Here is a 12,196-nt window from a genome sequence, read left to right on the forward strand (position 1 = left end):
TTACCCTGCCCAACCTTCTCTATCCAAGCTTCTGAAATCAATGGCTTCGGCTAAATGTTCTAATAATATATCTTCGCTTCCGGCAAGGTCGGCAATGGTGCGGGCTACTTTGAGGATGCGGTCATAAGCACGGGCGGAAAGCCCCAGCTTTTCCATCGCTTTTTTGAGCAGCGTTTGCCCGGCATTGTCTATTTTACAAATATCGCGTACCATTTGCGGACTCATTTGTGCATTGGCGTGCAGATCGGGCCTTTCGCCAAACCGTTCTATTTGTATATCGCGCGCTTTAATTACCCGCTCACGGATCAGTTCACTCTTTTCGGCCAAGCGGTCTGATGATAGTTCGCTGAAGTTTACCGGGGTAACCTCTACGTGCAGGTCTATCCTGTCCAGCAGCGGACCCGAAATTTTGGCCATATATTTTTGTACCATGCCCGGCGGGCATACGCATTCTTTTTCGGGGTGATTATAATAGCCGCAAGGACATGGGTTCATGGAAGCCACCAGCATAAAGCTCGATGGGTAATCAACCGTAAAACGGGCGCGTGATATGGTTACACGGCGTTCTTCCAGCGGCTGGCGCATTACTTCAAGCACAGTACGTTTAAACTCGGGCAATTCATCCAAGAACAATACGCCATTATGCGCCAGCGAAATTTCACCGGGTTGCGGGTTTCCGCCACCGCCAACAAGGGCAACATCTGAAATGGTGTGGTGCGGCGACCGGAATGGCCTGCGGGTTACCAAAGCATCGGCTGCTGATAGTTTACCGGCGACCGAATGGATCTTGGTTGTTTCTAAGGATTCGTGCAGGCTTAGCGGTGGCAGTATGGATGGCAGCCTTTTGGCCAGCATGGTTTTCCCTGCCCCCGGCGGACCGATCAGGATCACATTGTGGCCTCCTGCCGCGGCAATTTCCAAGGCCCGTTTAATATTCTCCTGGCCTTTAACTTCGCTAAAGTCGCTATCGTATTTGCTCAGGCTATTGTAAAATTCGTCGCGGGTATCAACTACTTCGGGGGTAAGTTTGATATCGCCGTTAAAGAAGCCTATCACTTCTTTAATGCTTTCCACGCCGTAAACCTCCAGATCGTTCACTATGGCCGCCTCACGGGCGTTTTGTTTGGGTAGTATGAAGCCTTTAAAGCCTTCTTTACGTGCCTGTATGGATATGGGCAAAGCGCCTTTTATGGGTTGCAAACCTCCATCAAGCGATAGCTCGCCCATTATGAGGTATTTATCTAGGTTTTCTGATTCTATTTGTCCCGACGCGGCTAATACGCCTGTAGCGATAGTAAGATCGTATGCCGAACCTTCCTTGCGGATATCTGCCGGGGCCATGTTTACCACCACCTGCTGGCGGGGCATCTTATAACCGCAGTTTTTAAGTGCCGATTCTATCCGGAAATAGCTTTCCTTAATTGCATTATCGGGCAGGCCTACAATAAAATATTTAGTACCGGCTGCAATGTTTACCTCAACAGTTATCGTAATAGCCTCAATACCGTAAACCGCGCTGCCAAAAGTTTTAACTAACACTGTAATAAAGTTTATTTACAGCGAAAGATATAGATTTTTGCCAACAAGCCCGTTATTTTTTTGCGGGCGATACCATTTCCTGCACGCCAAATTCGGCCAGTAAGTTTACGTTAGGGTCGGCAATTATACTTTTAGGTTTTGTGGGATAAGGTATCACGTAGTCCTTAAAATCGGTATTCAGCTTAAACTTGTGCAGCGTTTTATCAATTTTAAGTTCCACGGTTAAATCGTACGTATGGGCATTGCTCTGATCTATATTTAAACTGATCTTTTTCCTTTTTACATCATACGACCACATCACCCCCACACGCGGATGACCGGGCGTATTCAGCCATTGTTTAAAAAACGGTTTAAGATCGGTGCCGCTTGCCTGCTCCATTTCGGTACGGAAATCATCGGTATCGGCATTCTTGTTCATGTATTTGGCGTAGTAGGCTCTCAGGCCTTTCCAAAACGCATCTTCCCCTATCTTCCGGCGAAGCATGTGTAATACCCAGCCTCCTTTTTGGTAAGCATTGGGGTTAAGTATCGTTAGTGGGTCTTTCTCCTGCGTGGTATCTACCACCGGTGTTTGCCTAGTTTTCTCGAAATTGAAGATGGTTTTTCTATCGACCATCAGGCGTTTGTTCAGACTGTCAACACCGTACTTATATTCGTGGTAATAATTGCACATAAAGGTGGCGAAACCTTCGCTTAGCCAAACATCCTTGCTGCTTTTTTCGGTAACGGCATCGCCAAACCATTGGTGACCAATTTCGTGCGCCACCAATGCTTCAATAGCTTTATCCAATACCGAATTTTCATAATAGAAGATAGCGCCCGCGTTTTCCATTCCGCCGAAAATGGTTTTCGATTGTACATTGGCCAGCTTTTTATAAGCGTACGGACCAACCTTTTTTATAAATACCGGCAGTATCTCATTAGCGCAGGCATAGCTTTTAAACCCGGCCTCCTTATCCTGCTGAAAAACGTAAGAATAAACCGGGATAGCATCATTCACCGTACCAGATTGCGTTACGGCAAAATCGGCCACGCCAATCACCATTATTTTGGTTGATATGGGCGCGGTTTCTTTCCATTGTGTTAGTTTGGTTTGCCCGGTGGTTGTTTCTTGGGTCTTTACGCCATTAGCCACAACGCTGTAATGGGCAGGCGCGGTAACGGTAAATTCAACAGTCGCTTTATCGGCCACATCATCTACACATGGCAGCCAGTTGCGGGCACGCTTAAGCCAGTTATCGCCAAAAAAGGTGCGCTTGCCGTATTTATTGGTAGAGATAATCAGTCCATCGGCCGGGATGCCTTCATAAACGATAATATAGCTGTGTTTACTCTGCGAAGCGATGGGCGACAAGATCTTTACCGCATCCGGTCCTTGCTCAAACTTAACATCCTTTCCGTTTTCGGTTACGGCGCTTATTACCATTCCCTTGCCTGTTCCCTTTTTAGCAATGAGGTCGAACGATACCTCCGGGGTGTTTTTTAAAGCGGTTACATCAATTACCGCTTTCCCTTTTATGCTGTTATTTTCATCATTTAATACCAGGTTAAAACTATAATGCTGCACATCTATAGCCGCACCGGGCACCTGGGCCTTTACCCCGGCCACAAACAACAGGGGTAACAGGGCAAAACAGTATTTATTCATGGTAGAAAGTTTTGATTTGAAAAATTAGGGATTCACTTACCGATGTATACAGGTTAACACTTATATCGATGTAAAACGATCAATTTGCGCTTGCCTTATTTTTTCCATGTTTGTATTAAACTTAGCCAGAATCTTTGGATATTGTGTTATTGATAACACCAGTGGAACAATCAGGATACAAATAAAACCCCGTGCAAACCAAAGCTCTTCTCCAATTTTGCTAATAAATATATTATTGAAATAGCTTGAATCGCCCTCAAAATGCTTACCCCAAATAACCGGAAAAAACCCTCTCGTTATTATAGAATAGATGACCCAAAAGAGAAGTCCCTTTAAGGCAAAATCTCTAAAAACAGTTACCCTCGATGGAGGCTTCACATTTGCCGGGTTAAAAAATCGGCGGGTATCATCCACCTGAACTTCAGTATTGTTATCAATAGTAATTTGCACACTCTTAAATACAAAACTTTCGTTCGGCTGAAACTCACTCCCGCTAAATTCAAAACTTTCATTCTGCCTAAACTCGCTGCCACAGTATTTACACTTATTTATTGATTGCAAGGCGTCTAATACGAGCGTACCGCCGCAATTGCTGCATTTGTTGGTTGAGTTTGAGGTTGTCATGTATATGGGGATGAAAATAACAAATCCTTTTTAAATATCACTTTCATTTAAAAGCACAAAAAAAGCCCCTGATAAATCAGAGGCTTCCTATTTTATTGCAGCAGTGGTTATCCTTTCGGCATCCGGCGCATCATGTTGGCCATGGCTGCGGGGTTGCTCATTTGTTTCATCACTTTACGCATATCTTCAAATTGCTTTATCAGGCGGTTCACCTCGGCAATATCAGTACCCGAACCATTGGCTATACGTGTACGGCGACTTTGGTTAATGCTATCCGGATTTTCTTTTTCAGACGGTGTCATTGATTGTATGATGGCTTCAATCGCTTTAAAGGCATTATCATCAACTTCTACATCCTTCATCATTTTACCTACGCCCGGTATCATGCCCATCAGATCTTTCATGTTACCCATTTTTTTGATCTGCTGTATCTGGCTATAGAAGTCGTTAAAGTCGAATTTATTTTTGCGGATCTTTTTCTGTAGTTCTGCAGCTTGTTTCTCGTCGAACTGCTGTTGTGCACGCTCTACCAACGAAACCACGTCACCCATGCCCAAAATACGCGATGCCATACGATCAGGGTGGAAAACATCCAATGCTTCCATCTTTTCGCCGGTACCAATAAACTTGATCGGCTTGTTTACTACCGATTTAATTGACAACGCGGCACCACCACGGGTATCACCATCTAATTTGGTTAACACCACACCGGTAAAGTCAAGCCTGTCGTTGAACACCTTAGCGGTGTTCACAGCATCCTGCCCCGTCATGGAATCTACCACAAACAATATCTCGTGCGGGTTAGTAGCGGCTTTTACCTGCTCAATCTCCACCATCATGGCCTCATCAATAGCTAAACGGCCGGCGGTATCTACAATTACTACGTTGTTACCGTTCTGTTTAGCTAAGGCTATACCTTCTTTGGCAATAGCTATAGGGTCTTTTGATTCGAGGTTGGCATAAACCGGTACGCCTATCTGCTGGCCTAATACCTGCAATTGGTCTATCGCCGCGGGGCGGTAAACGTCGCCTGCAATTAGTAAAGGCTTTTTGTTTTTTTGAGTTTTTAAGTAGTTGGCCAGTTTACCGGTAAAGGTGGTTTTACCTGCACCGTTCAAACCCGCAATCAGGATGATAGTTGGCGTAGCCGGAAAACTGATATCAGAGGTAGTACCGCCCATCAGTTCGGTAAGCTCATCATTCATTACCTTGGTGAGCAACTGCCCCGGCGAAATAGAAGTAAGTACGTTTTGGCCTAACGCTTTTTGCTTAACGTCGTCAGTGAACGCTTTAGCGGTTTTATAGTTTACGTCGGCATCCAGAAGGGCTTTGCGTATTTCCTTCATGGTTTCAGCCACGTTAATTTCTGTAATAGAGCCCTGACCCTTTAGGACCTTGAACGCCCTGTCGAGTTTATCCGAAAGATTTTCAAACATTATATTACCTCAATTTTAGAGGATGCAAAGTTAACAATTTAGTTGTGAGTTTATTGGTTATGCCGGTGAGTTAAACGCGATAATTACGGATAACGGTACATTACACCCAATGCAAGCCCCTCGGTACCCTGTATTTTTTTAGAGGTATCTTTATTATACAGCGCCGTGCCGTTTATGGTAACGTTTATCAGCTTGTTCACACGGGCTATCAGCGTAACATCCAAACGGTGGTTGGTAAAATCGAGCGGACGGCCGTACGGAATGAATAACGCGTAGCGCCAGTTAAGGTGCAGGTTTTGCATAATATCCTTATCAAACGTGGCTATACCCTGAAAAGCCAGCTCGTTACGTACCCTTTTACCTACCGTAACACCATAGTTGCCCGGTTGCGTACGGTATAGCGCGGTATCTAATACCAGGGTTTGGCGGGCTGTACCTGTACCTAAACGTACGTCAAGATAGCGGTTTGGCTTATACTCAAAACCCACCGACTCGGTGATATAACCGGGGCCTAAGAACTTCGATATTACTACCGGCGGATTAGGATCGGGATACTGAAAACCTTTATCAACTTGGGTTTCTATACTTAACGACCCGAAGAAGAACCAGCTTTTCGACATCTGCGTGGCCAGTTTATTATCTATAAAAAGCCTGTCGTTGGTTTTACGCGCGCCCTGGCCTTTGTTTTTTGAGCGGCCGTACAAAAAGTTAACCTCCGAGGTGTATGAAAATGGCGCTTTATTATATTCCGTTTTCATAATAACATTGGTACCCACAGCCACGGCACTTACACCACCCGCGCTCCAGTTGGTACTAAAGGCCGATTGGTTAAAGTTTAATGCCACGGTGAACCATCTCTTCCAATGGCTGATATTGTATTCGGGCATGTTGAGCGGAATGTACTCGGGCACCAGTTCAACCGGGCGAATACGGGTAGGGAGCGCGTTCCTGCGCGATTCGATACGGTACCGGTTCAATAAACCGGTATCTATTTTAACACTATCCGTTTTAAGGGTGTCTTTTACCTGCGCTAAAGCCGGTACGGCGCCTGCAAGTAGTATTGTAAATAAAAGCTTAGTAACGGTTTTTATCATATTACCCAATTAAAACTCAACCGTATCAATGTGATACGGAGCAAATTTAGCCATATTGTTCAGAAACAGAAACGCCAAAACCACAAACCCCTCTGCTTGAGGTAAACGTAATTTTTCTCGTTTCTATATGCTTCGCGCTCAAAAACTATATTAAGATAGGCTTTATTATGATTACGGTAGATAAATAAATTGGCAATGTAATTTAAAAGATACAATATGTAGAATGGGATCACCAGCAACTCGGCCTCCTGTTTCAGGTGTATCAATTCGTGATTGATCAGCGTTTTATCGGCCGCCATTTCTTTGTTTTTCACCAATATGAACGGGAACAAAGCCATTGCCTCTACATTTAAAAACGGCACTACAATTACCCTGAAGCTCATTTTGATTGCAATAACGGCGCGATAGCGAACGCCCTCGGGTTGCGCAAATACCGTTTAAGATTGTTACGGATTGATCTGATGAACTCGTACTCGCTGGCTGTTTTCACCTGGTAATAGCCCGGGCGATATTTAAACATAAAATCGTTAAGCTGCATGCCGGTTAGCCCGGTGATATTGCTTACATACGTTTTGTTGAAGCGATAATCTATCTCCTTCTGCTTAAAATCTGCATCTATGATTTCCTGCAAATGCGCAGCGTTGCGGCCACTGCGGCTAAGGGCATTGTACAAGGCATCAATACTTAAACCCGCCCCGCTGCCCGGCGATGTGCTCAGCAAATCTTTGTAAGCCAGCGAGCCGTATATTTTAGTATAGTCGCTTTTGGTGGCAGCCAGCCATTTTTGCGGACTTAACAGGGTATCGCGTATGTTTACTTCCTTAAGCTGTATGGCATTCCGTTTTAGGTAAACCGCCATTGAGCCGAAGTTTTGTACTTTAACCGTATCGGGATAGTATTCCAAGCGGGTAAATATCAAAACATCGCCTATACTGGCCGCTATTGAAAATTCGCCTTTAAGGTTATTATAAACGGCCTTGCCGGTATTGGTATTTAAAACGTTGATTTTGGCAATGCGATCTGTTGTGCCTTTATCAAACACAATCCCTTCAATCGTTTTTTGCTGGGCAAACACGGTAGATGAGGTACAAAGCAGTAGCAGCAGCCATAATTTCATTATGCGGCCAAAGCTAACCGATTGCAAAAGCTTCCTCATATAATTTAACAGTAATTAACAGCTTTTATGGAGCTATAACAAGCTTCTGGCCAATTTTTATATTATTGTCGGCCATGTTGTTCAGCGCTTTAAGTTCATCAACAGTAAGTGAGAAACGTTTTGATATGTTGAATAGTGTATCGCCCTGCTGTACGGTGTATATTTTGATAACCGGGGTAACTTCAATTATAGAGTCTTTTGCGGCCTGGCCAATGTTATCATTGATTTCGGTGAGTACGCGGTCTTCGCGTTTTATTTTTTGCAGTTCGTTCTCCGGCCTGTCGTACTGATCTAAGCTGTATCGTTTAATAACCGTAAGCAATAACTGCGGATATTTAGGATTGGTGGCATAACCGGCAGCCTTTAAGCCATAAGCCCAGCCTTCGTAATCGTCTTTATCCAGCTCGAACAACTTGGCGTAACGCTTGCGCTTTAAAAACTCGGAATGGTCGCGAAAAGAATCTTCGGGGTTATTATACACCCTGAAGCAGTCGTTCACATTATCATCGTCTTTATAATAGCTTTTGCCTGTCCAGTCGGAGGTACACTTTATCCCGAAATGGTTATTGGCCACTTTGGCCAGTTCGCCATTACCGTTGCCCGATTCAAACAGGCCCTGTGCCAGTGTGATACTGGCCGGGATGCCATACAGGTTCATTTCTTTAATGGCAATGGCCTTAAACCTCTCGATATATTGCTGGGCGGTGTATGGCGCGTAGCTGTCAATAGCATCGCGGTTTGCCTTTTGGATACTTTTATTATTGCGTGATGCCTGCTTGCCGCTAATACCCTTTTTGCGCGATGAGCACGCGGTAAACGCAACACAAACAATTAATAAATAAAGTATTTTACGCATAGAAAGGCTTTAATTATAGCAACGGTAAAGATGCCAAAATTAAAGTTTTTTATTTATCGGTATTTTGTGCTATTTCTTTGGTGGCAGGAGCTGCCGCTTGTGGCTCGGGAGTTTTATCCAGTTCGTCCAGATCGTAACGGTTAATAATAGCCATTACCTGCGATGCCCATCTTTTGCTGCTGCAATAGCCGCTGCGTTGTATGCCTTTGGCCCAGCCTTTATAATCGTACTGCGTAAATTTATCGGCCAAGTGGCTAAATTGCTTACGCTCGGTCATTACACGGGCAAAATCGGCAAACGATGCCCAAACCGATTCGTACTTTTTGTAGGATGTGCGAACCTTCTTTTTGTTTTTATAATACACTACAGTATTGTAGCCTTTTATACCAAACTGGTTGTTCAGTTTTTTAGCGATAGCGCTGTTACCATTACCTGATTCGTGCATGGCTACGGCTAAAATGATACTTGCGGGCACACCTGTTTCATGCATAATGTTTATGGCATTATCTTTGAACTGATCGATGTATGATTGTGAAGTATTATTTTGAGCAGAAACAGCCAGGGCTGATATTGAGAATAGGGCAATAAATAAGAGTTTCTTCATAATTTACTTTTTTCTGATGAGCAGTAAGCCATCGCGAACGGGTAGAATTAATTTTTCAACCCTTTCATCAACACTTATTTGTTCATTTAGTTTGCGGACCCTCTCGGTATCGGTGTCTTTTGCGTCACCAAATACCTTTCCTTTCCACAAAACATTATCAATTATTATTAATCCTCCGGATCTTACTTTGTCTATTATTAACTGAAAGTACGTAAAATTATTTTGTTTATCGGCATCAATAAATACAATGTCGATGTTTTTATAGTCAGAATCGGCTATTATTTGCTCTGCGGGGCCATAATGCACCTTGATTTTATTTTCCACATTTGTGGATTTAAGGTGTGAACTTATCATTTCCTCCATTTCGCGGTTCACCTCAATGGTATGCAATATACCACCTTCGGCAAGTCCTTCAGCCAGGCAAATGGCCGAATATCCTGTGAATGTGCCAATCTCTAAAATAAGCTTCGGCTGCATCATTTTGCTGAGCATACTGAGCACCCTACCCTGGTAATGCCCCGATAACATGTGCGGTTTTAACACCTTCACATAAGTATCGCGGTTAATTTTTTGCAAACCTTCCGGCTCCGGATCGCAATGTACATCAAGGTAGCTCTGAAGCTTATCATCCAGGATTTCCATGGCACAAATGTACGCATTTTGATTTTAATGGTATTTTTAGCCAATTCCGGGCTTATCTTTTCCCTTATCAATCTTTTTTATACTACCCTCAACAGGCAAATCTTCAGGCATCGTTCCACCTAATTCTTTTATTGTTTGTCTTACTTTTTGCCCAACTTCATAATGAGCTTTATTGGCATTGTCTTTTCCTTTTATTTTTTCACGCTTTAGTTTTTCCTCTGCTTGCGTAGCCCTGAACAAGTTTGCTGCAAGTTCTGTACTACCCATATGATCAAGTATATTTTGATTCTTTTTCAGATCCTTTTTAGCATGAATTTCTTTTGCACCTAATCCGTTATATAAACCCATATAACCATGATTTTGGAAAACGGCATATTCCCACGGCTGTATAACACCCGCATCTCTTGCTGCATCAGCCAATTGTTTATTATGCTCCGCCATTTCCTTTCGTAAATACAGTCTCTTTTCATCCTCATTGCGCAGCTGTTCAAAACTTTGCTCCAATATTTCCTGTTTGCGGGTCTGAACAGCAAAATATGTTTGCCCATGCGCAACAACCTCTTTTGCAGGATCAGCATTCTGAATAATAAGATAACAGGCATATCGTGTAAGGTGTAAATCACCAACATCTCTTTTGGCTCCCGAGCCTATTCCTACCATTTTCTCCACCCGGGGAAAATGGTCATTTGGATCTTGTCCGGAGTTTTTACAGGCTTCTTTTGCCTTATCTATTACGTTAAGAAACTTGTCCCATTTAATATATTCTAAAATCTTAAAAAGCTCTCTTCCACTCCAATATTCCTGCCCTATATCATTTACGTGTTTAATTTCTTCAAAAACGCTTTGTTTTTCCATAGTATAAATATATACAATTTATAATTTTTCCATCCACGACTGCAACAGTATCACCGCCGAAATAGTATCTACCAGTTCCTTGTTTTGGCGGTGTTTTTTGTTCATGCCGCTTTGGGCAATGGTGGCCGAGGCCATTTTGGAGGTAAAGCGCTCGTCGAGCATTTCGATAGGAATTTCGGGGAAGGTTTTTTTGAGCAGGTTCACAAAGCCCTTTACATGAATAGCCGATTGCGATGGCGTGTTGTCCATTTGCTTGGGTTCGCCTACTATAAAACGCTCTACCTGTTCGGTAAACAGGTATTTTTTCAGGTAATCAATAATATGCATCGGGTGTATGGTATCCAACCCGGTAGCGATGATCTGCAAGGGATCGGTAACGGCAATGCCTATACGTTTGGTACCATAATCAAAAGCCATTACACGCATTTTATCAAATTTTAGGGTGATTGATGAAATTAAAAGATTGTGGGCAAAGGTAAGCTAATGTACACTATGTGTAAAATATAGCTTACATAGTAACTCATAATCAGTGGGCTTTCTCAAATCTCACATCTAATAGCACACATCTACATCAAAATTCTTTATCTTGCACCAATGCAGTTTAAACAAATAGTAGGACAGCATGCTGTAAAGCAGCGCTTGCTTAACTCGGTAAAAGAGAACCGGGTAAGCCATGCGCAGCTTTTTCTGGGACCTGAAGGTTCGGGAAGTTTAGCCCTTGCGGTGGCGTATGCCCAATATTTATCGTGCGAAGACAAGCAGCCCGATGATTCGTGCGGGGTATGTTCGTCGTGCCGTAAGTATCAAAAACTGATGCACCCCGATCTGCATTTTTCATACCCCTTTTTCGCGAAGCATAAGGATGATACCGCCCTTAGTTTTATTGAGCAATGGCGCGATGCGTTTATAAACCATCCGTACATCAGCCTCGATATATGGCGCAATTATCTCGATGCAGAAAACAAACAGGCCAATATTAATATAGCCGAATGCCACCAGATCATCAAAAAGCTGAGCCTGAAACCATTCGAGTCGCAATACAAAATACTGATCCTTTGGCTGCCCGAATATTTAGATAAAGAGGGTAATTCCCTGCTTAAAATAATAGAAGAACCACAACCCAATACGCTGTTTCTGCTGGTCGCTCAAAATCAGGATCAGATACTGAATACCATCCTGTCGCGTACGCAACTGATAAAAGTACCGGTTTTAGGGTACGATGATATTAAACAACATATGCTGGCCGAACATCATCAAACCGAAAACGCCGCGGCCGAAATTGCTTACCTGAGCAACGGTAACATAACCGAAGCCCTCTCCATGCTGCAACAGGATACCAAAAGCTACCACCAGTTGTTTGTGCAATGGCTGCGGATGTGTATTACCAATAAGGGTATTGAAATTGTAGGCTTTGTTGATGGACTATCGAAAATGGGCCGCGAAAATCAAAAGAACTTTTTACGCTACGGCGTAAGCTTTATACGCGAGTGCTGCCTGCTGCTGGCAGGTGCTGATAGCCTGGTACATTTACCCGCGCAGGAGTTGGAAACAGCACAAAAAATGATAAAGGTAATGCCGCTGCCGGCCACGCAGGCCATCAGCGCCGAGCTGGAGAAAGCACATTACCATGTGGAGCGAAATGCAAATCCTAAAATTTTATTTTTAGATGTATCTTTGCAAATTACTAAAATACTATTTTTTAAAACGATCCCCCAGGGGACTCATTATATACCAAATTAAAT

General features: G+C 43.4%; 13 protein-coding genes. 1 reads left to right on the forward strand and 12 read right to left on the reverse strand.

Annotated features, from left to right (window positions below; genetic code table 11):
* From ABD894_RS24080 to ruvX, 12 genes are all read right to left on the reverse strand, one after another.
* Entirely contained in the window at nt 1-1,539 is a 1,539-nt protein-coding gene (locus ABD894_RS24080) for a YifB family Mg chelatase-like AAA ATPase (protein ID WP_345213648.1), read from the reverse strand.
* A 52-nt stretch (nt 1,540-1,591) separates the two neighbouring features.
* Complete coding sequence (locus ABD894_RS24085; protein ID WP_345213649.1) at nt 1,592-3,187, reverse strand: M1 family metallopeptidase; 1,596 nt, start codon at nt 3,185-3,187, stop codon at nt 1,592-1,594.
* A gap of 60 nt (nt 3,188-3,247) precedes the next feature.
* Nucleotides 3,248-3,811, reverse strand: coding sequence for a TFIIB-type zinc ribbon-containing protein (locus ABD894_RS24090; protein ID WP_345213650.1), 564 nt, complete (start codon nt 3,809-3,811; stop codon nt 3,248-3,250).
* Between the two features lie 107 nt (nt 3,812-3,918).
* Entirely contained in the window at nt 3,919-5,247 is a 1,329-nt protein-coding gene (gene ffh / locus ABD894_RS24095; RefSeq protein WP_345213651.1) for a signal recognition particle protein, read from the reverse strand.
* Between the two features lie 83 nt (nt 5,248-5,330).
* Complete coding sequence (locus ABD894_RS24100; RefSeq protein ID WP_345213652.1) at nt 5,331-6,341, reverse strand: DUF3078 domain-containing protein; 1,011 nt, start codon at nt 6,339-6,341, stop codon at nt 5,331-5,333.
* A gap of 59 nt (nt 6,342-6,400) precedes the next feature.
* Nucleotides 6,401-6,724 (reverse strand): hypothetical protein, encoded by a 324-nt coding sequence (locus ABD894_RS24105; RefSeq protein WP_345213653.1) that lies wholly within the window; start codon nt 6,722-6,724, stop codon nt 6,401-6,403.
* Nucleotides 6,721-7,497 carry a peptidase associated/transthyretin-like domain-containing protein gene (locus ABD894_RS24110; RefSeq protein ID WP_345213654.1) on the reverse strand — a complete coding sequence of 259 codons (777 nt, stop codon included), beginning with the start codon at nt 7,495-7,497 and terminating at the stop codon, nt 6,721-6,723. Before ABD894_RS24110 ends, ABD894_RS24105 begins: the two co-directional genes overlap by 4 nt.
* Before the next feature lie 25 nt (nt 7,498-7,522).
* A complete protein-coding gene (locus tag ABD894_RS24115) occupies nt 7,523-8,353 on the reverse strand; it encodes a glucosaminidase domain-containing protein (protein WP_345213655.1) in 831 nt (276 codons plus the stop codon).
* Between the two features lie 49 nt (nt 8,354-8,402).
* The gene (locus tag ABD894_RS24120; protein ID WP_345213656.1) at nt 8,403-8,957 is read right to left on the reverse strand and encodes a glucosaminidase domain-containing protein; all 555 of its coding nucleotides are present in this window, start codon (nt 8,955-8,957) and stop codon (nt 8,403-8,405) included.
* A gap of 3 nt (nt 8,958-8,960) precedes the next feature.
* On the reverse strand, nt 8,961-9,599 hold the full coding sequence (locus ABD894_RS24125; protein WP_345213657.1) for an O-methyltransferase: 639 nt from the start codon (nt 9,597-9,599) through the stop codon (nt 8,961-8,963).
* A gap of 36 nt (nt 9,600-9,635) precedes the next feature.
* Nucleotides 9,636-10,454 (reverse strand): DNA damage-inducible protein D, encoded by an 819-nt coding sequence (gene dinD / locus ABD894_RS24130; protein ID WP_345213658.1) that lies wholly within the window; start codon nt 10,452-10,454, stop codon nt 9,636-9,638.
* A gap of 18 nt (nt 10,455-10,472) precedes the next feature.
* The gene (gene ruvX, locus ABD894_RS24135; RefSeq protein ID WP_345213659.1) at nt 10,473-10,880 is read right to left on the reverse strand and encodes a Holliday junction resolvase RuvX; all 408 of its coding nucleotides are present in this window, start codon (nt 10,878-10,880) and stop codon (nt 10,473-10,475) included.
* A 168-nt stretch (nt 10,881-11,048) separates the two neighbouring features.
* Between ruvX and ABD894_RS24140 the strand changes: the two genes are divergently transcribed.
* Nucleotides 11,049-12,194 carry a DNA polymerase III subunit gene (locus tag ABD894_RS24140; RefSeq protein ID WP_345213660.1) on the forward strand — a complete coding sequence of 382 codons (1,146 nt, stop codon included), beginning with the start codon at nt 11,049-11,051 and terminating at the stop codon, nt 12,192-12,194.
* Nucleotides 12,195-12,196 lie beyond the last annotated feature (2 nt).

Origin of the sequence: Mucilaginibacter gynuensis, assembly GCF_039541195.1 — a bacterium.
GTDB classification, from domain to species: domain Bacteria; phylum Bacteroidota; class Bacteroidia; order Sphingobacteriales; family Sphingobacteriaceae; genus Mucilaginibacter; species Mucilaginibacter gynuensis.

What these genes read in the sequence shown, in the direction of transcription:
- ABD894_RS24085 (WP_345213649.1), bottom strand. Translation starts at nt 3,187, where the DNA reads ATGAATAAATACTGTTTTGCCCTGTTACCCCTGTTGTTTGTGGCCGGG.
- ABD894_RS24090 (WP_345213650.1), bottom strand. Translation starts at nt 3,811, where the DNA reads ATGACAACCTCAAACTCAACCAACAAATGCAGCAATTGCGGCGGTACG.
- ffh (WP_345213651.1), bottom strand. Translation starts at nt 5,247, where the DNA reads ATGTTTGAAAATCTTTCGGATAAACTCGACAGGGCGTTCAAGGTCCTA.
- ABD894_RS24100 (WP_345213652.1), bottom strand. Translation starts at nt 6,341, where the DNA reads ATGATAAAAACCGTTACTAAGCTTTTATTTACAATACTACTTGCAGGC.
- ABD894_RS24105 (WP_345213653.1), bottom strand. Translation starts at nt 6,724, where the DNA reads ATGAGCTTCAGGGTAATTGTAGTGCCGTTTTTAAATGTAGAGGCAATG.
- ABD894_RS24110 (WP_345213654.1), bottom strand. Translation starts at nt 7,497, where the DNA reads ATGAGGAAGCTTTTGCAATCGGTTAGCTTTGGCCGCATAATGAAATTA.
- ABD894_RS24115 (WP_345213655.1), bottom strand. Translation starts at nt 8,353, where the DNA reads ATGCGTAAAATACTTTATTTATTAATTGTTTGTGTTGCGTTTACCGCG.
- ABD894_RS24120 (WP_345213656.1), bottom strand. Translation starts at nt 8,957, where the DNA reads ATGAAGAAACTCTTATTTATTGCCCTATTCTCAATATCAGCCCTGGCT.
- ABD894_RS24125 (WP_345213657.1), bottom strand. Translation starts at nt 9,599, where the DNA reads ATGGAAATCCTGGATGATAAGCTTCAGAGCTACCTTGATGTACATTGC.
- dinD (WP_345213658.1), bottom strand. Translation starts at nt 10,454, where the DNA reads ATGGAAAAACAAAGCGTTTTTGAAGAAATTAAACACGTAAATGATATA.
- ruvX (WP_345213659.1), bottom strand. Translation starts at nt 10,880, where the DNA reads ATGCGTGTAATGGCTTTTGATTATGGTACCAAACGTATAGGCATTGCC.
- ABD894_RS24140 (WP_345213660.1), top strand. Translation starts at nt 11,049, where the DNA reads ATGCAGTTTAAACAAATAGTAGGACAGCATGCTGTAAAGCAGCGCTTG.